An 18,785-nucleotide genomic window follows, 5' to 3' on the forward strand; every position below is an offset into this window, starting at 1 on the left:
GGAGGCGGCGCAATGGCGGACGAGTATATGGCATTCGGCAGCGAGTTCGAGAGCGTCGCCGATGAACTTCGCGAAAAGTTTAATACCGCAGCAAAGCTCGGGTGGCCCGAGGATTATATCGCGCGGATCCGTGAGCTTACAAATACTGCCGATACTACCGCGACGCCGGCTTCGGTCGCGAGCGGCGAGGTGTTTTATGACGCGCTGGGAATAAGGCGGGTAGGGACGTTGTCTTTTACAGCTGTGCAGTTCAACACTACGGCCGGGTGGGACGCCACACCTGAGCTCGTCGGGGCAGAGAACACGTTGTACGTTTATACGGATCACGAAGAGGATGCGGATGGGCGGAACATACCCGGTTTCAAAATCGGCGACGGAAACGCTTATCTGATCGATATGCCGTTTTCGGATCATTTTTTCGCTGCACACATCAATAATACCGACGTCCATATCACGCCCGAGGAGAGGGCGTTTTGGAATAATAAAGAACGGTGTTACGTAACTCCTCTGGGGGATCCCGAGGAGTTGATATTCACCAAAAATTGAGGAGGCTTTTATGGCTGATGTATCAAAAGTAAAAACCACAAACGGGACCACTTACAACATCAAGGACGCGACCGCGAGACAGCAGATCGCCGATATGCAGAGCAGTCTGACCGGCGCGATGCACTATATCGGGATCACGACCACCGCTATTTCGGATGGCAGCACTACGGCGACGATCTCGATCGACGGCGCGAGCAAAACCTTGACGGCGAGCGACGCCGGTTCAGTCGTCATTTACGGAGAAAAAGAGTTCGTCTGGAATGGCACGAAATGGCAAGAGTTCGGCTCGACCGGATCGCTGAAGGCGCTCGCTTTCAAGGATACCGCTTCCGGACCGCTTACTCCAAGCGGCTCAGTGAGCAAGCCGACGTTTACCGGAACAAACGCGACGATCACCGTAAAGAATAATGCGGCTGTATCGTTCACTGTATCAAAGGCTTCGTCCGGAACTGCGACGTATACCCCGGAGGGCAGCGTTTCGCAGCCGACGTTCACAGGCACACAGGGAACTGTCGAAGTGGGCGGAACGATAACAGGAGACGTTCAAATATACGCAGGACAAGACACCGGACCGAACTACACTCCCGAGGGAACGGTTTCCGCTCCGACCTTTACCGGCACATCTAAAAGCATAAAAGGATCCTTCAGCGGAACGGCGGGGAATGTCAGTGTCTCCGGAACGTCTGCGGGATCCGTGTCGCTAAGCACCGGCACCGGTACGGGTTTCACGGCTATTACGCCAGCCGGCTCGGTTTCTGTGGGCGCGGACAACGCCAACGGCGCGGTCGTAAAATCGGTTACGCCGACGACCGGGACTGTCAAGCCCATCTCCGGAGTGGGAACACTGCCGACGCTTACTACTTCAGTATTGGACGAAACACTGCAGTTCTCCTTCAGCCAGGGAACGCTGCCGACGGCGGGTGCCGACGTAACAGTTGTAACAGGAGTAAGCTCGACAAAGGGCAATCTTTCGTTCTCCGGAACAGCAGCAGGTATAAAAGCAACATTTACCGGAGGATCTACGACGTCGACCGGCAGCTTCACTCCTTCCGGATCCGTGAGCCTTTCTTCTGGGACCGGAACGGGCTCCGTGGATGTTACTCCCGCGGGCACTGTTTCGGCGCCGACGTTTACTGGCGAGGAAACACAGTTCAGTGCCGTGATCGGACTTGCCGGCGAAGGCGTCCACGCGGAGCTCGTCGGCCCGTTTACTCCGGCGGGAACGGTGTCTCAGCCCAGCTTTACCGGTACGGGCGCAAGACTCACCGGCAGCATCGCGAAGGACGGGATCACTTCGACTGGAAGCTACACGCCCGCGGGTTCGGTTTCGCAGCCGACGTTCACCGGCAACGAGGGCACTGTCACAGTGTCTTAAGGCGGTGATTATATGGCGGAGTACGCAGTAAGCAAAATCGCATATGAAGATGACACCTTCAAGTTGAAGGATTACCGTAACGCAGGCGTCTATTACGGCACCTGCGCGACAGCGGCGGCCACGCAGGCAAAGGCCGTTACCTGCGCGAATTTCACGCTCGCCACGGGAGCGATCATCTTCGTCAAGTTCACATATGGTCAGTCATACAATGGGGCGCCGACGCTGAACGTCAATAGCGCCGGTGCGAAATCGGTCAAGTCAGTAGGAACGACTAATTCTGTGCGCTATGCCTGGCTCGCCGGCGAAGTCGTTGGGTTCGTCTACGACGGCACCAATTTCATCATACTCGACGGCGGGATCGCATCGACAACGTATTACGGTGTGACGAAGCTCTCTTCAGAGACTAACTCGACCTCTACAACGCTCGCTGCGACTCCTTCAGCGGTCAAAGCCGCCTATGATCTGGCGGCGACTGCCAACAACAAAGTGCCGACGCCGACGGCTTCGGATGTCGGTAAGGTCCTGATGGTTAATGCCAACGGGCAGTATTATCTCGGTACGCCTTCTTCCGGAACGCAGCATACTGTCACTGTAGTGCTCGATGGTTTGTCAAGTCCGACGGCCTTGTATGTGCAATACGGTACTACCGTCATAGAAGATGACGCCGTGTTTTCCGTTTCTGACGGCGATACAATCCATTGCTACGCCTGGTTCTCTGCAGCCGACAATAAAGTTTATCTAAACGGGACGGTCGTCAGCAACGATAGCCCCGCAGAGTATGATTACATCGTTCACGGCGATGTCACGATAACCATAAGCGGAAGCCCGGGGGATTACGGTCACATCTTTATTGTAGAAGATTGAGGTGCACATATGGAATTCTCAAAGAAGATATTGTACGTCGCGGCGTTTATTAACGTCGTTGTCATCGGGTTCACGCTCTGGTATGTTCAGGCCACGCAGGACGGTTCGCCGCTCGCTTATCTGATCCCCGCGGTCGCGGCCGAAACCGCGACCGGCACAGGATGGTATTATGCCAAGGCTAAAGCAGAGAACCGCATTAAACTTATGAAGGATAATAATATCAAGCCGAAACGGGAGGATTTCCACGAATGAGTAAGATAGACTGGAAACGCAAACTGTCCTCACGCAAGTTTTGGGCGGCGATCGCCGGCGCGGTCGCGAGCTTCGGTGCGGCGTTCGGAATAGCTGATAGTATCGTAACACAGGTCGTCGGCATTCTCGGCGGAATAGGCAGCATTTGCTTCTACATTTTCACAGAGGGCAAGTCTGACGTCGCCGGCATCGAGGCGAACAAGACGATAATCGTTGATGTACCGAAGGAGAGCGAGGTGGTCGGCGATGGCGAAGATGCCGAGTCCATTCAGGGCTGAAGTTCGCTGCACCGGCGGCTTCCCTTACTATGGCAGCCCGCCCGGCCCCTCGACCGCGAGCCACAGCGTCCATCACGGCGAGGATTACGTTCTGAAGAATAAGAGCATCGAAACGAATTGGTGCTTATTCGCTGTCGCCGAAGGCACGGTCATCCGCTCCGACAATTACGACGACTACGGAAACTGCGTCGTAATTGCGCGCGATGACGGATATTGGATTTTGTACGCTCACCTTCAGATACGCGATGTCAAACTCGGCCAGCGTGTACTTGTCGGTCAGCGCGTCGGCATTGCAGGCAGCACGGGTAATTCGCAAGGACGACACCTGCACATTGAAGTCATCGATATGCGCGGTTTCCCTCCGAAGTGGTGCGGTTACCAGGAGCATCTCAAGCATCTTGTCAAGCCGAGCGACTGCATCGACTTCGGAAATTACAATCCGCAGCCTGCACCCGGGCCGGATGAAGGAGGTTTCGAGGTGAAAACATGGACTAACGGCAGTACGAAGGAGCTGGTCTTTCAGACGACGTCGGACTGCAAGGCGCAGAAGAATCATATAGGATCGCTCGCTCCGAGAGAAGTGTGCGAGTGTTTCGGCGTCGTAGACGGTTGCTACCTCGTGGTCTATACCGTCAACGGCACTACTGCGAAGAAAACCGGCTTTGTTCGCTACGCTGGGGGTGTGAAGTGAAATGAGTGACGCTATCATTGTCGCCATTATCGGCGCGATTTTCACGTTTGCCGGCGTCGTTCTGACGACGTGGGCGTCGCTTCGTAAGGCAAATAGGGAAGCTTTTGCACAGCGCGAAAAGGCCGCCGCCGAGAATAAGGCGCAGACGAATTTGATCTTATACCGCATCGATGAGCTCGAGAAAAAGCAAGATAAGCACAACGAGGTCATCGAGCGCACGTTCCGGATCGAAGAGCGGCTGGAGCTCCACGAAGAGAAAATTAAAGTCGCCAACCACAGGATTGACGACCTTGAAAGGAAAACAGCATAATGAAAACAGCACAAACGGAAACGGGTGTAGGTAGGGGCATGAAGTTTGAGAGGATCCGTCGTATCACGGGATACCTCGTTGGAGATCTTCAGCGATTCAACGACGGAAAATTCGCGGAACAAAAGGACAGAGTTAAGCACAGTGTTTGAGTCTGCAGAAAAAGCCGCATATTTTTTGAAAAAAAGAGAGAGCTCCGAGGAACTCTCTCTTTTTTTTACCGGTCAATCCGGCACGTCAACCCGAACACCCCGCTGCAGAAAAACAACACGAGTTCGCATTGACCGTATCTGGTCCGCCCGAAGGGATTCGAACCCCCGACCCCCAGAATCGGAATCTGATGCGCTATCCAACTGCGCCACGGGCGGATTTTCAACTTTTTCAAAAAATTTTCTCCCGGAGTCGAGAGCGTTTTCAACAGGATTTCAACATGCGCGCCCTCGCCGGAATCTTAATCATTATACCACATTTGACAAGCGTTGTAAACTGTTTTTTGCCCTTCAGGTATACAATTTTTCAACATCACAAAGCTTTAACAATTAGCATATTTAGTTGAAAAACAGGGAGACGAACACAAGATATTGTGGATTTTTTGAAAAAAGTACTTGACAAAGCCGGCGAAGGATGATAGTATATAAAGCACAACGGCTCCGCGAGGGGAGATTTCTGCCCGCCGGCCGTTCCCAAAAAAATAGTGAGTCCAGGGTTTTATAAAATATTATTAATGAAAGGGTGCTGTTCATGATTTGGAAAATCAGAAAGAGAAGCGGCGACATCGTTCCGTTCGACGCGCTTAAAATAAGAGAGGCCATCAAGAAGGCGGCGGACGCTTCCGACCCCAGCGGTCTGAGCGACGCGGAGCTCGATAACCTTACCGAAAAGGTCATACTCGCGATCCCGTCCTCGGGCATCCCCACCGTCGAAGAGGTGCAGGACCTCGTCGAAGAGAAGCTCATCGAGCACGGCTACTCCAAGATCGCGAAGGCGTACATACTCTACCGCGCCGAGCACGCGAAGATCCGCCAGACTGAGTCCGACCTTATGGATATATATAAGGAACTGACCTTCTCCTCCGCGGCTGACGCCGACATCAAGCGCGAGAACGCCAACATAGACGCCGACACCTCCATGGGCACGATGCTGAAATACGGCTCCGAGGGCGGCAAGTACTTCGTCGACAACTACATCCTGCCCAAGGACATCGCGGCCGCGCACATCCACGGCGACATCCATATCCACGACAAGGATTTCTATATGCTGACAGAGACCTGCTGCCAGATCAACCTGCTGGAGCTCTTCAAGGGCGGTTTCTCCACCGGCCACGGCTACCTGCGCGAGCCCAACGGCATCTCCAGCTACTCCGCGCTGGCGTGCATCGCCATCCAGGCGAACCAGAACGAAATGCACGGCGGCCAGAGCGTGCCGAACTTCGACTACTGCATGGCTCCCGGCGTCGCCAAGACCTTCAAAAAGGAATACTTCAAGGCGCTGACCCAGTACTACTTCTACGCGGACGGCGACGATCTTCAGGACGCCGATAACTTCATCGCCGAGCTGAAAAAGGCCGTCGGCGACGACGTCAGAATGGCGAACACCGACGAGTTCGGCGCGAAGGTCGTCGACTACATCGTCTCCAAGGGTTTCAAGCGCGAGAACGCCGAGAAGGCGCACAGGAAGTCCGTCGAGACCGCGACGAGAATGACCGACAGAGCGACCTATCAGGCGATGGAGGCGTTCATCCACAACCTCAACACGATGAACTCCCGCGCCGGCGCTCAGGTCCCCTTCAGCTCCGTCAACTACGGCACCGACACCTCGCCGGAAGCGCGCATGGTTATTAAAAACCTGCTGCTCGCGACCGACGCCGGCCTCGGAAACGGCGAAACGCCTATCTTCCCGGTGCAGATATTCAAGGTAAAGGAAGGCGTCAGCTACAACAAGGAGGATCCCAACTACGACCTCTTCAAGCTCGCGATGAAGACCTCTGCCAAGCGTCTCTTCCCGAACTTCTCCTTCCTCGACGCGCCGTATAACCTCGCGTACTATAAGCCCGGCGATTTCAACTGCGAGGTCGCGTACATGGGCTGCCGCACGAGAGTTATCGCCAACGTCCACGATCCGAGCCGCCAGATCACCTGCGGCAGAGGCAACCTGAGCTTCACCTCAATCAACCTGCCGAGGATCGCGCTCGAATCCGACGGCAATATCGACAAGTTCTATTCGATACTCGACAGACGCATGGAGCTCGTCTTCCGTCAGTTGCTCCACCGCTTCGGCATCCAGTGCACGAAGAAGGCGCGCAACTACCCCTTCCTCATGGGGCAGGGCGTGTGGATCGACTCTCAGAAGCTCGCCGACGACGACAGCGTCGCGGAGGTGCTGAAGCACGGCACGCTCAGCGTCGGCTTCATCGGCCTTGCCGAAACGCTCGTCGCGCTGACCGGCAAGCACCACGGCGAAAGCCCCGAGAGCCAGAAGCTGGGCCTTGAGATCATCGGCCATATGCGCAAGATGTGCGACGACAAGGCGAAGGCCGAGGGCCTGAACTTCACCCTGCTCGCCACTCCCGCCGAAGGCCTCAGCGGCCGCTTCGTCCGCATCGATCGCCAGAAGTTCGGCAAGCTGCCGGGCATCACCGACAGGGAGTATTACACCAACTCCTTCCACGTGCCGGTCTACTACAACATCGGCGCATACGACAAAATTTCGCTCGAAGCCCCGTATCACGCGCTGACCAACGCCGGACACATCAGCTACGTCGAGCTTGACGGCGACACCTGCAAGAACCTCGACGCGTTCGAGTCCGTCATCCGCTGCATGAAGGAAAAGGGCGTCGGCTACGGCTCCGTCAACCACCCCGTCGACCGCGATCCCGTCTGCGGCTACACCGGCGTCATCGGCGACACCTGCCCGCGCTGCGGCAGACATGAAGGCGAAGAGGTCAGCTACGAAAAGCTCGCCGAGCTTCGCAAAAAGTACCCCAACATGCCCAAGTTTTACGGAGTAAAATAATTAACATAACCAAACTTTTCACAGGAGGGAAAGAAAATGACCAAGAGCATAGTTACCACCGAGACCGGAATCGGCGAGGGCGTCGGCTTCGAGAGAATCCGCAGAATCACCGGTTACCTCGTAGGCACCACCGACCGCTTCAACAACGCCAAGCGCGCCGAGGAAAAAGACAGAGTCAAGCACAGTCTTGCGTAATTGAACGCAAACGCGGGTCCGGCGGGAAAGCTTCCGCCGGATCCGTTCTTTTCGGGAGGGGAGTATGCCTGATAAAGACAAGCGGGAAGAGGGGCGCGACGCCGCTCCCGCCGAAGCGCGGAAAACGAAGCTGCGCCTGAGGCCCGCCGAAGTGATTGCCTTCGCGCTTGCCGCGGTGTTCATCGCCGCCGCGGTCTTTCTTGCCGTACATAGATTTTCAAACGACGATCTGATATTCAAGCCGACGTCGTCAACCACCAAAACAGTCGAAACCAAGTGGGTTGTCAACATCAATACCGCCTCCGCCGAGGAGCTTATGATGCTCGACGGGATAGGCGAGGCGCTCGCCGAGCGGATAATCGATTACCGCGACGAGCACGGCGATTTCGAGACGGTATGGGACGTCGTGAACGTCAGCGGCATCTCCCGAAATTTGTTCAACAAGATCTACGAGCACATCACCGTGTGAGCCGCAAAAGGCGGAAAAAACAGTCCGGAGGCCGCAGATGCGTTCTGCGGCCTTGAATTATATCCACAGGATTATAATATTTAACAAAAATAACTATTTACAAAGCGACGCGAGAGGTGTAAAATACTTTTATTATACACTTCGTCAAGGGAAAGAAGGAATGACGATGAAAAAAATCATGATCGGCAACGAAGCCGTTGCCAGAGGCCTCTACGAGGCCGGAGTAAAACTCGTATCCAGCTATCCGGGCACGCCGTCGACGGAAATAACCGAATTCGCGGCGAAGTTCCCGGAGGTTTACGCGGAGTGGGCGCCGAACGAAAAGGTCGCGCTCGAAACCGCCATAGGCGCCTGCATCGGCGGCGCGAGAGCGTTCACCGGCATGAAGCACGTCGGCCTGAACGTCGCGGCCGACCCGCTTTTCACGGCGTCGTACACCGGCGTCAACGCCGGACTCGTCATCGGCGTCGCGGACGACCCGGGTATGCACTCCTCGCAGAACGAGCAGGACTCCCGCAACTACGCCATCGCCGCGAAGGTGCCGATGCTTGAGCCGTCCGACTCGGGCGAATGCCTCGCCTTCGTCAAGGAGGCGTACGAGCTCTCCGAGAAGTACGACACGCCCGTGATCCTGCGCCTCTGCACCCGAGTCGCGCATTCGCAGAGCGCGGTGGAGCTTTCCGACCGCGCCGAGCTGCCGCTTAAAGAATATGAGAAGAACGCCGCGAAGTTCGTCATGGTGCCCGCCAACGCAAAGGGAAGACACCCCTTCGTCGAGGAGCGCATGGCGAAGCTCGCGGAAGAGGCGAACTCCGCGTGGTTCAACCGCGCCGAATACCACGATACGAAGCTCGGCGTCATCACCGCCGGCGATTGCTACCAGTACGCGCGCGAAGCGCTCGGCGACAACGCCTCCTACCTGAAGCTCGGCATGGTCAACCCGCTGCCGGAGAAACTGATACGCGACTTCGCCGCAAAGGTCGACCGCCTCGTCGTGATCGAGGAGCTCGATCCCGTGATCGAGCGCTTCGTCAGAACGCTCGGCATCGAGGTCGAGGGCAAGAGCTTGTTCCCGACGTGCGGTGAGTTTTCGCAGGTGACAGTCAGAAACGCGCTCGGCGTCGCTTCCGAAAAGGGCTGCGAATGCGCCGAAAAAGCGCCGGTGCGTCCTCCGGTGATGTGCCCCGGATGCCCGCACAGAGGCCTTTTCTACGTGCTGAAAAAGCTCGGTGTCTACGTCAGCGGCGATATCGGCTGCTACACGCTCGGCGCGGGCGCGCCGCTTAACGCCATCGACACGACCGTCTGCATGGGCGCGAGCGTCTCGGCGCTGCACGGCTACAACAAGGCGAGGGGAGCGGAGAGCGCGAAGAAGAGCGTCGCGGTCATCGGCGACAGCACCTTCATGCACTCCGGCATCACCGGCCTTGTCAATATCGCTTATAATATGGGCAATTCCAACGTGATACTGCTCGATAACTCCATCACCGGCATGACCGGCCACCAGCAGAACCCGACCACCGGGCAGACGCTGAAGGGTGACATCGTCGCCGCCGTGGACGTCCCCGCGCTCGTGAAGGCGATCGGCATCAAGCGCGTCGTCACCGTAGATCCCTACGACGTGGACGAAACGGAACGCGTCATCCGCGAGGAGCTCGCGGCGGACGAGCCCAGCTTCATCATCAGCAAGCGCCCCTGCGCGCTGCTCAAATACGTCAAGTTCCCGAACATCTGCTCCGTAGACCGCGAGAAGTGCAAAAGCTGCAAGGCGTGCATGCGCATCGGCTGTCCGGCGATAAGCATTATCGACGGCAAGGCGCAGATCGACCGCGAGCTCTGCGTCGGCTGCGGCGTCTGCGAAAAACTCTGCAAGTTCGGAGCCATATCGACTTCTGCGAGGGAGGGCTGAAAATGACTGAAAACATACTTATCGTCGGCGTCGGCGGGCAGGGAACGCTGCTCGCGAGCCGCGTGCTCGGCGCGCTCTATACCGCGATGGGCGAAAACGTCAAAATATCAGAGGTGCACGGAATGAGCCAGCGCGGCGGCTCCGTCGTCACCTACGTTCGCCACGGCGACGAGGTCGCCTCCCCGATAATCTGCGAGGGAGAAGCGGACGTCGTGCTCGCCTTCGAGCAGCTCGAAGCCCTTCGCTTTGTCACGAGCTTGAAAAAGGGCGGCAGGATAATCGTCAACACGCAGAAGATAATGCCGATGCCTGTCGTCACCGGCGCGGCGGAGTACCCCGCGGACGTTATCGAAAAGCTGAACGCGACCGGCGCGCGGGTCACCGCCGTCGACGCGCTCGCGATAGCGGAAAAGGCGGGCTCCGCGAAGGCGGTCAACATCGCGCTGCTCGGCGTTATGGCGAAGATCACCGGCGCGGATAAGGCGCTCTTCGAGCGTACGATCGAAGCCACCGTCCCGCCGAAGTTCCTCGACCTCAACAAACGCGCCTTCGCTCTCGGTTATGAGTTTGAGTAACTGCCAAAAAAATCTCAAAATCGCAAAAATAATTCTTTACAAAATCGATTTCTTGTGGTATCATATACAAAGTTGCGGTTGCTTCGTTAGGGGACAAAGCCGGTAAACCGGCGTTCACCGACCCCTTACGCAGCTTCACGCGGACAAAATACTACGGAGGTGAACCAAATGCTGCTGAAGGAAGAAAAGATGGCGATCATCGAGAAGTACCGCCTGAGCGAGACCGATACCGGTTCTCCCGAGGTGCAGATAGCGCTTCTCACGACCCGCATCAACCAGCTTACCGAGCACCTTAAGGTGCACAAGCACGATAAGCATTCGCTTCGCGGACTTCAGAAGATGGTCGGTCAGAGAAGAAACATGCTCGGCTACCTGAAGGATAAAGACATCAACCGCTATCGCGAAATCATCGAAAAGCTTTCCATCAGAAAGTAAAAGTCACGGGGCAGTCGGAACTCAGCGTTCCGGCTGCCCAGTTGTCGTTAATTACCGGTATTGCGGTGTTTTAGCGGTAAAGCGGGCGCCCGTTAAACGGACTTCGGCTTTATTGCTAAACGCTGTACATACCGGAGAAAATAAACGGAGGTATGTAAAAGAATGTTTGAAAAAATGAGAGTGTTCGAGACCGAGATCGCCGGCCGCAAGCTCAAGGTCGAAACCGGCCGTCTCGCGCAGCTCGCCAACGCGTCCGCGCTGGTAACTTACGGCGACACCGTCGTCCTTTCCACCGCGACCGCGTCAAAGACGCCCCGCGAAGGCATCGATTATTTCCCGCTTTCCGTCGACTACGAAGAGAAGCTTTACTCCGTGGGCAAGATCCCCGGCAGCTTCCTGCGCAGAGAGGGAAGACCCAGCGAGAAGGCGATCCTCGCCTCCCGCGTCATCGATCGCCCCGTCCGTCCGCTGTTCCCGAAGGATATGCGCAACGACGTCAGCGTGGTCAACACCGTTATGTGCGTGGACCCCGACTGCCAGCCCGAGCAGGTAGCCATGGTCGGTTCCTCAATCGCCATCACCATCTCCGATATTCCGTGGAACGGACCTATCGGAGCCGTTATCGTCGGCTATGTTGACGGCGAATACGTCATCAACCCCACCGCCGAACAGCGCAAGGTCAGCCAGATGGCCGTTACCGTCGCCGCCACCGACAAGAAGGTCGTTATGATCGAAGCCGGCGCGAAGATGGTTCCAGACGAGGTCATGATCGAGGGCATCAACCGCGGATTTGAAGAATGCAGAAAGATCGTCGCCTTCATCAACGAGATCAAGGCCGCGGTCGGCAAAGAGAAGTTCGCGTTCGAGAGCAAGGACGTCGACCCCGAGATGTTCGAGGCGGTCAAGGCGTTCGCCATCGACAGCGTACGCGCCGCCATGGACACCGACGACAAGAACGTCCGCGACGCGAATCTCCAGATCGTTTACGACGCCGTCTACGCCGAGTTCGAGGAAAAGTACCCCGACTCTAAGGCGCAGCTTGACGAGTGCATGTATAAGCTTCAGAAGTACGTCGTCCGCCGCTGGCTGCTTGACGACGGTAAGCGCGTTGACGGCAGAGGCATCGATCAGATGCGTCCGCTGAACGCGCAGGTCGGCATCCTGCCGAGAACCCACGGCTCCGGACTCTTCACCAGAGGTCAGACCCAGGTCCTCACCGTCTGCACACTCGGCACCATCAGCGACGCTCAGCTGCTCGACGGCATCGACGAAGAGACCGAGCGCAGATATATGCACCACTATAACTTCCCGTCCTACTCGGTAGGCGAGACGAAGCCCTCCAGAGGCCCCGGACGCCGCGAGATCGGCCACGGCGCGCTTGCGCAGAGAGCTCTCGAGCCCGTTATTCCGAGCGAGGAAGAGTTCCCCTACGTTATCCGCCTCGTTTCCGAGGTTCTTTCCTCCAACGGCTCCACCTCGCAGGCCTCCATCTGCGGCTCCACTCTGGCGCTGATGGACGCGGGCGTTCCGATCAAGGAGCCCGTCGCCGGTATCTCCTGCGGCCTCATCACCGAGGGCGACCGCTGGATGACGATGGTTGATATCCAGGGCGTTGAGGATTTCTTCGGCGATATGGACTTCAAAGTCGCCGGCACTCACGACGGTATCACCGCGATCCAGATGGACCTCAAGATCGACGGACTTACTCCCGAGATCATCCGTTCCGCAATCGAGAAGACCCACAAGGCGAGAAACTACATCCTTGACGAAGTCATGCTGCCGGTCATCCCCGCGCCGCGCGCCGAGCTTTCGAAGTACGCGCCCAAGATGATCACCATGCAGATCGACGTCGACAAGATCCGCGAAGTCATCGGCTCCGGCGGCAAGGTCATCCAGAAGATCGTCGCCGACACCGGCGCTAAGATCGATATCGAGGACGACGGCCGTATCTTCATCACCGCCGTCGACTCCATGGCCGCCGAGGCCGCCAAGGGCATCATCGAGGGCATCGTCAACGATCCCGAGATCGGCGGACTTTACAGCGGCAAGGTCACGCGCCTTATGGACTTCGGCGCCTTCGTCGAGATCGCTCCCGGCAAGGAGGGCATGGTCCACATTTCGCAGTATGACCGCGACCGCGTCGAGAAGATGGAAGACGTCGCCACCGTCGGCGACGAGATCATGGTCAAGGTCGTCGAGATCGACAGCCAGGGCCGCATAAACCTCTCCCGCAAGGCCGTGCTCGACGAGATGGACGGCATCGAGAAGCCCATCGAGGCCTACGTCAGCAGACCGAAGACCTCCGGCGGAGACCGCGGACACGGCGACCGCGGCCGCGGAGGACGCGATCGCGGCGGCGACCGCAACAGAAGAAGATAAGCTTCTTGAATAATCAAAACGCACGCCCTTTGGGCGTGCGTTTTTGTATGCGCTTTTCAGTTGAGCACCGCCACTCCGACGTTCAGATACGCGGCGAACGCGAGCCACGCTATATACGGGACTATCAGCCAAAACGCCGCCTTGCTTACGCGTCTGAAGAATACTGCCGTCGCTATGACGGCCGCGAGCAGCGCGATCAGCCACGCGAATGCGAACCAATATTCCTTCGCGCTGAAAAACACGAGCGGCCAGAAGAAGTTAAGAACGAGCTGCAGGCCGTAGTATATCAGCCCGTTCTGCCGGTCGTCGTCGCGGTAACTCTTCCATACCAGCGCGGAGGCGATCCCCATCATAACGTAGAGTATCGACCACGCGACAGGGAAGACTGTCGCGGGCGGCGAAAGCGGCGGCTGCGGGATATCGCCGTACGCCTTCATATCGTTCATAGTCAGCAGGGCGGACAGCCCACCGAGCGCGAGCGGTTTCGTGATGCAGATTATGAACGGCAGCGCTTTTTTGAATTTAGACATAAAAAATCACTCCCCGTATAGTCTATACGGGGAGCGGCTTTTATATTCCTGTTATCGACTTGCCGTCAGAGGATTACGCCTCAAGGGAGGACTGGTCAGCGAGCTTAGCGGCAACGCGGAGGATCGCGAGGGCATCGTCAACTTCGATTAGGCCGTTGTTGTTGATGTCGCCGATGAGGAGATTTCTCTCGGTGGCCTCAGCGAGCTTAGCGGCGATGCGGAGTGCCGAGAGGGCATCGTCAACTTCGATCTTGCCGTTTTCAACCATATCGCCCTTCATATAATCGAGAGCCGCAGCTTTGACGGTGATCGGCAGGGTGGCGAAAATCTCGCCGTTGGTAATCGTAATGTTCGCGGTGCCTTCTCTGATAGCGGTTATCTTACCATCCTCGTCAACGGTTGCGACCTCTTCGTTATCGGAGGTCCAGGTGGGATTGAAGGCATCGGTGTAGCCGTCGGGATTGACGGTGTATTCGGGGGTGTACTCTTCGCCGATCTCGAGCTCTTTGGATTCGTCGGTGAACGTGATGGATTCGATGTGGACGACGTTGATGGTCACGCCGCCGTTGGTGACTTCGCTCTCAAGGGGCTCATCCAGCTCGGTGCGGAGTCTGTCGACGGTGATGGCGACCTCGGTGTTGGCGGTCTCGCTGACGTCCGCGGCCTTGAAGATCAGGTCGAGGGGGGCGACGGTGAAGGTCGCGCCGACTGTGATGGCGCCGCCGATAATCAGCTTGCCGGTATCCTTGTCGTTGTCGTTGACGAGGAAAACGCCGCCTTCTTCGGTGAGAATGGCGCCGAACTCTTCAGAGGTCTCGCAGCCGATATACTGCAGTTTCTCAGCGTCGAAGGTGACGGTAAGGGCGAAAGCGCCGATCTTGGCGCCGTCGAGATTGATGTGGACAACGGCTTCTCCGCCGGGAGTGGTCTCGGCGCCGCCGCCTATGACCTGAACGGCGCTTTCGGCAAACGCGGCGAACGGAACTGCGACAGCCATAAGCATAACGCAGGCGATGATAGCGGAAAGGAATCTCTTGAATTTCATATTAGTATCTCCTTTGCTTATAATACTGACTATATTCTATCAAATATAAACGCGGTTGTCAAGAAGAAAAAACAATAAATCGCTCTTTTTTATAATATGGTTATAAAAAGGGAAAAGCCGTCTCGAAACGAGGCGGCTTGCAAAGGTTATTTAATATCAGGACAGCTTTCTTGCTCTGCGTTACACGGTTCCGGCAACGGTGAGGATCGCGGCCCCGGGAGTTACAGTCCAAGCGCCGGTGGCTGCCGTCTGCGCGTAGGTCGCGGCGGGGACGGTGATAACGCCGGGGACGGTGCGGAACGTCCCGCCGGAGTAGGTGTAACCCGTGCCTGCGGAAAGCGGGACGCCGTCAAGCGTAACTGTGAGAGCGGAAAGCTCCGGAGTGAAAGCGTCGGTCACGGTGACATTATCCGTAGCGTCTGCGGCGGTGTTTCCGGTGTTGTTGATAGTGAAGGTGTAGGTCAGCGTTCCGTCGGAGGTGACGGAAGTGGGATTGACGGCTTTGCCGATCGAAAGCATAGGTTCGTTTTCCACAGTGATTGTCGCGCTTGCGGTCGCCGGGGCTGTAAGTCCGTCGCCGGTGACGGTAACGGTGTTGGTTATTGAGCCGCCGACGTCGAGCGGTGCGAACTCGTTAACGGTCGCTTGATAAACGATGGCGGCATTTTCACCCGCGGGTACGTTGATTCCGGTGAATATGAGGGGAGGTCCCGCAGTCGCGGTGGGTTCCGTCTGCAGAACGCCGCCAACGAAATACTGCGCGGTACCTTCAGCATAAGTCAAAGGCGTCGCATTTCCGGTTTCAAGAGTATAAGTGCCAAGGTCATCGGTAACGGTAAGGCCGTTAAGCGCGGTCTGTCCGGTATTGACGAGGTTTATCACGAAGGTCTTTTCGGCACCGGCGGTGTATCCGTCCGTCAACGCGGTCTTCGCGACCGTGAGGTTGTCGGCGATCTCGCCCGTGACGGTATTCGACGTTGTCGTAACGCCGTTATAGGACAATGTTGCCGTATTATAAAAGGTAGTTGCCATTTGTTATCCTCCCGAATAGTTCTGAAAGGATACATTCCTTTCACGGCATTATATGCAGTTGAATCCTGATTGGCGCCGATGGAAGAAAACAAACAGGCGCGAAGGAGGCAAGAAAAAAAACCTCTGCTATTGACTTTTAGAGCAAAAGATGATATACTTCACAAGTTAATATGATATACTTCACAAGTAGACGTTATAATACGCCGATTGCGCACGTCGGCGAAATATCGCCGCTTGAGGCGAATTCGGATTCCGACTGCGTCTACTATAACAACGGCGCTGCTTGCCGTAAAGGAAGGTAATCTCGATGAATACCGTATGTATGACCGGCCTGCTTTTTGCCGAAATGGTAAAAAGCGGAGCCGCGAATCTGTACGCTAACAGAACAATCGTAAACGATCTTAATGTTTTCCCGATCCCTGACGGTGACACGGGGGACAATATGTATATGACTGTGGATTCCGGGGCTTCAGCCGTCGGCGGTGAAGGGAAGCTTTGCGAAGCAGCTTCGAAGGCGGCGCGCGGTATGCTCATGGGCGCGCGCGGAAACTCGGGAGTCATCCTTTCCAGAATATTCGCGGGTTTGGCAAAGGGCTTCGACGGTAAGGAAGAAGCAGGCGTCACTGAAGTCGGCGCGGCGTTCTACGCCGCTGTAAAAGAGGCCTACGGCGCGGTGGCCGTGCCCGTTGAAGGCACCATACTCACCGTGATCAAGGATGCCGCCAATTATGCCGGAGAGCGTATTTCAGCGTACAAAACGCTGGAAGAATACTTTGACGATTTCACGGCGGAACTGCGCCGTTCGCTTGACAGAACGCCGGACCTGCTCGATGTGCTGAAAGAAGCAGGCGTTGTCGACAGCGGCGGAGCCGGCCTCGTTTACATAGTCGAGGGTATGCGCGATGTTCTCTACGGCGAAGGAGGCAGCGTTTCCGGAACGGGTTCAGCGCCGTCGGCATCTGCGGCGAAAAATATTGACATCGCCACATTCACCAGCGATATGCAGCTCGAATTCGGCTATTGCACGGAGTTCCTGCTCCGCCTGCAGCAGTCCAAGTGCGACGTTGACGCCTTCGACGTCGACGCCTTCACCGCGAAGCTCAACGAGCTCGGCAACTCTGTCGTCTGCTTCCGCGACGACACCGTTGTCAAGGTGCATGTGCACACGATGACTCCCGGCGAGATCCTCGATTTCGGCCAGCAGTACGGCGAATTCCTGACGCTGAAAATCGAAAACATGATGCTCCAGCATCATGAGGCAACGATCCGGAACCGCTTTACCGTATCCGCGCCGAAACCGAAGAAGGCGTACGGCATCGTCGCCGTTGCTTCCGGAGATGGTATAAAGCAGGTTTTCACATCGCTCGGTACCGACGTTGTCGTTGACGGCGGACAGAGCATGAATCCGTCCGCAAAAGATTTTATCGAAGCGTTCGAGGAGATCAACGCATCCACGATCCTCGTATATCCAAATAACAGCAATGTTATTTTGACCGCGCGTCAGGCGGCGGAGCTTTACAAAGACGCCGACGTCCGCGTCATACCGAGCCGCACGATAGGCGAGGGCTACGCATCGCTTTCGATGCTCGATACGACTTCCGGCGACACCGACAGCATACTCGAAAACGTAGATAGTATAATCGACAGCGTCGTTACCGGAATGGTCTCCCGCGCGAGCCGCGACGCCGAAATGGACGGCGTTGCCGTCCGCAAGGATGACTACATCGGCTTCGCCGACGATAAGATCTACGTCGACAGTCCCGACAAGTGCGAGGCGCTCCTCGGGCTCGCCGAAAAGCTCGACAGCGCGAGCCGCGACGTTATGCTGCTCATATGCGGCCGCGACACGACCGAAGAAGAGGCGCAGAGCGTCTACGCGACGCTTACCGAGCGCTACAAGCGCACCGAAGTCATTATGATAGACGGCGGCCAGCCGATACACGACTTCGTGCTTATCCTGGAGTAGAAAGAAAAGGGAAGGTTGCGAAAATGCTCAGACTGTTTGTTGATACCGACTGCGACGTCGATCTCAAGACCGCTAAGGAATACGGGCTTGAGCTTATCAGCATGCCTTACACCGTCGACGGCAAGCTGATCTGCCCTTATGAAGATTACGAAGAATTTGATTCAAAAGAGTTTTACGATATGCTCCGTCAGCGCGCCGCGTCGGGCGGCGAGCTCCCGACCACGAGTTCGGTGAACGCCGAGCGCTATAAGCAGTATTTCGAGCCCTTCTTCGCGCAGGGTGACGAAATACTCTACATTCACTTTTCCGAGCTGATGAGCCAGACGTTCGTGAATATGCGAGCCGCCGTAGCGGAGCTGAAGGAAAAGTATCCCGACGCCGTCTTCCGCGAATACGACACGAAGGCCATCACGGCGCTGGGTTATACGCTCGCTGTTGAAGCGGCCGAGCTTTACAAGGCCGGCAAGAGCGCGGACGAGATAATCGCGCACCTCGATAGAGAGAGAGATCACTTTACCATATACTTCTTCGCCGATAACCTCAAGTTCTTCAAGCGCAGCGGCAGAGTCGGAGGGCTCGCCGCCACTATGGGAACGCTGCTCGGAGTACGCCCGCTGATACACATCAACGAGGAAGGGCAGATGCTCAGCATCGGCAAGGAGCGCGGCAGAGCGAACGCCATTGACGCGCTGTTCAGATACGCTGACGAGCTCGGCGACGACGTTGCCGGTCACCGCATCATCATCGCTCACACCGGTGCGCCCGATATCGTCGAGCAGGTCGAGGAGATGCTCCGCGAGAAGTACGGACCCGACGTCGAGATCGTCAAGTTCCCCGTCAACCCGACCGCGGGCGCGCACTGCGGCCCCGACTCCGTCGGGCTCTGTTTCCACTCGAAGCGCCGCTGAACCGCGTTTTTACCTCG

At 56.7% G+C, this 18,785-nt stretch carries 19 protein-coding genes, 1 tRNA gene and 1 pseudogene; 17 read left to right on the forward strand and 4 right to left on the reverse strand.

Annotated elements, in window-relative coordinates; translation table 11 throughout:
• Nucleotides 1–12: 12 nt before the first annotated feature.
• The 8 genes and pseudogenes from IJL83_02290 to IJL83_02325 all read left to right on the forward strand — a co-directional run bounded on the left by IJL83_02290 (nucleotide 13) and on the right by IJL83_02325 (nucleotide 4,465).
• The gene (locus tag IJL83_02290; GenBank protein ID MBQ6552434.1) at nucleotides 13–546 is read left to right on the forward strand and encodes a hypothetical protein; all 534 of its coding nucleotides are present in this window, start codon (nucleotides 13–15) and stop codon (nucleotides 544–546) included.
• Nucleotides 547–556: 10 nt separating this feature from the next.
• On the forward strand, nucleotides 557–1,921 hold the full coding sequence (locus IJL83_02295; protein ID MBQ6552435.1) for a hypothetical protein: 1,365 nt from the start codon (nucleotides 557–559) through the stop codon (nucleotides 1,919–1,921).
• A gap of 357 nt (nucleotides 1,922–2,278) precedes the next feature.
• A pseudogene (locus IJL83_02300) lies at nucleotides 2,279–2,386 on the forward strand (tail fiber protein).
• 408 nt (nucleotides 2,387–2,794) lie between these two features.
• On the forward strand, nucleotides 2,795–3,037 hold the full coding sequence (locus IJL83_02305) for a hypothetical protein (protein MBQ6552436.1): 243 nt from the start codon (nucleotides 2,795–2,797) through the stop codon (nucleotides 3,035–3,037).
• Complete coding sequence (locus IJL83_02310) at nucleotides 3,034–3,315, forward strand: hypothetical protein (GenBank protein ID MBQ6552437.1); 282 nt, start codon at nucleotides 3,034–3,036, stop codon at nucleotides 3,313–3,315. Before IJL83_02305 ends, IJL83_02310 begins: the two co-directional genes overlap by 4 nt.
• Nucleotides 3,284–4,006 carry a M23 family metallopeptidase gene (locus IJL83_02315; protein MBQ6552438.1) on the forward strand — a complete coding sequence of 241 codons (723 nt, stop codon included), beginning with the start codon at nucleotides 3,284–3,286 and terminating at the stop codon, nucleotides 4,004–4,006. Before IJL83_02310 ends, IJL83_02315 begins: the two co-directional genes overlap by 32 nt.
• A 1-nt stretch (nucleotide 4,007) precedes the next feature.
• A complete protein-coding gene (locus tag IJL83_02320; protein ID MBQ6552439.1) occupies nucleotides 4,008–4,316 on the forward strand; it encodes a hypothetical protein in 309 nt (102 codons plus the stop codon).
• The gene (locus IJL83_02325; protein ID MBQ6552440.1) at nucleotides 4,316–4,465 is read left to right on the forward strand and encodes a hypothetical protein; all 150 of its coding nucleotides are present in this window, start codon (nucleotides 4,316–4,318) and stop codon (nucleotides 4,463–4,465) included. The genes IJL83_02320 and IJL83_02325 overlap by 1 nt, the downstream gene beginning before the upstream one ends.
• A 139-nt stretch (nucleotides 4,466–4,604) precedes the next feature.
• Here IJL83_02325 and IJL83_02330 read toward each other — a convergent pair.
• Nucleotides 4,605–4,681, reverse strand: a tRNA-Arg gene (locus IJL83_02330).
• A 373-nt stretch (nucleotides 4,682–5,054) separates the two neighbouring features.
• On the opposite strand from IJL83_02330, the gene IJL83_02335 reads away from it, so the two are divergent.
• From IJL83_02335 to IJL83_02365, 7 genes are all read left to right on the forward strand, one after another.
• Nucleotides 5,055–7,325 (forward strand): anaerobic ribonucleoside triphosphate reductase, encoded by a 2,271-nt coding sequence (locus tag IJL83_02335; protein ID MBQ6552441.1) that lies wholly within the window; start codon nucleotides 5,055–5,057, stop codon nucleotides 7,323–7,325.
• A 36-nt stretch (nucleotides 7,326–7,361) separates the two neighbouring features.
• Nucleotides 7,362–7,520, forward strand: coding sequence for a ribonucleoside-triphosphate reductase (locus tag IJL83_02340; protein ID MBQ6552442.1), 159 nt, complete (start codon nucleotides 7,362–7,364; stop codon nucleotides 7,518–7,520).
• Nucleotides 7,521–7,584: 64 nt separating this feature from the next.
• Nucleotides 7,585–7,989, forward strand: a complete 405-nt coding sequence (locus IJL83_02345; protein ID MBQ6552443.1) for a helix-hairpin-helix domain-containing protein — start codon at nucleotides 7,585–7,587, stop codon at nucleotides 7,987–7,989.
• Between the two features lie 166 nt (nucleotides 7,990–8,155).
• Nucleotides 8,156–9,898 carry an indolepyruvate ferredoxin oxidoreductase subunit alpha gene (gene iorA, locus IJL83_02350; protein ID MBQ6552444.1) on the forward strand — a complete coding sequence of 581 codons (1,743 nt, stop codon included), beginning with the start codon at nucleotides 8,156–8,158 and terminating at the stop codon, nucleotides 9,896–9,898.
• A gap of 2 nt (nucleotides 9,899–9,900) precedes the next feature.
• Entirely contained in the window at nucleotides 9,901–10,473 is a 573-nt protein-coding gene (locus tag IJL83_02355) for an indolepyruvate oxidoreductase subunit beta (GenBank protein MBQ6552445.1), read from the forward strand.
• Nucleotides 10,474–10,641: 168 nt separating this feature from the next.
• Nucleotides 10,642–10,908, forward strand: coding sequence for a 30S ribosomal protein S15 (gene rpsO / locus IJL83_02360; GenBank protein ID MBQ6552446.1), 267 nt, complete (start codon nucleotides 10,642–10,644; stop codon nucleotides 10,906–10,908).
• Between the two features lie 162 nt (nucleotides 10,909–11,070).
• Nucleotides 11,071–13,287 carry a polyribonucleotide nucleotidyltransferase gene (locus IJL83_02365; GenBank protein MBQ6552447.1) on the forward strand — a complete coding sequence of 739 codons (2,217 nt, stop codon included), beginning with the start codon at nucleotides 11,071–11,073 and terminating at the stop codon, nucleotides 13,285–13,287.
• Between the two features lie 56 nt (nucleotides 13,288–13,343).
• Here the strand turns inward: IJL83_02365 and IJL83_02370 are convergent, their stop codons facing one another.
• The 3 genes from IJL83_02370 to IJL83_02380 form a co-directional block, all read right to left on the reverse strand.
• Nucleotides 13,344–13,817 carry a tryptophan-rich sensory protein gene (locus tag IJL83_02370; GenBank protein ID MBQ6552448.1) on the reverse strand — a complete coding sequence of 158 codons (474 nt, stop codon included), beginning with the start codon at nucleotides 13,815–13,817 and terminating at the stop codon, nucleotides 13,344–13,346.
• Nucleotides 13,818–13,890: 73 nt separating this feature from the next.
• A complete protein-coding gene (locus tag IJL83_02375) occupies nucleotides 13,891–14,862 on the reverse strand; it encodes an Ig-like domain-containing protein (protein MBQ6552449.1) in 972 nt (323 codons plus the stop codon).
• 180 nt (nucleotides 14,863–15,042) lie between these two features.
• On the reverse strand, nucleotides 15,043–15,894 hold the full coding sequence (locus IJL83_02380) for a hypothetical protein (protein ID MBQ6552450.1): 852 nt from the start codon (nucleotides 15,892–15,894) through the stop codon (nucleotides 15,043–15,045).
• A gap of 307 nt (nucleotides 15,895–16,201) precedes the next feature.
• On the opposite strand from IJL83_02380, the gene IJL83_02385 reads away from it, so the two are divergent.
• Complete coding sequence (locus IJL83_02385; GenBank protein ID MBQ6552451.1) at nucleotides 16,202–17,860, forward strand: DAK2 domain-containing protein; 1,659 nt, start codon at nucleotides 16,202–16,204, stop codon at nucleotides 17,858–17,860.
• Nucleotides 17,861–17,883: 23 nt separating this feature from the next.
• Nucleotides 17,884–18,768 carry a DegV family protein gene (locus tag IJL83_02390; protein ID MBQ6552452.1) on the forward strand — a complete coding sequence of 295 codons (885 nt, stop codon included), beginning with the start codon at nucleotides 17,884–17,886 and terminating at the stop codon, nucleotides 18,766–18,768.
• The last annotated feature ends 17 nt before the right edge of the window (nucleotides 18,769–18,785 follow it).

The organism is Clostridia bacterium (genome assembly GCA_017438525.1).
Lineage (GTDB): Bacteria > Bacillota > Clostridia > Oscillospirales > RGIG8002 > RGIG8002.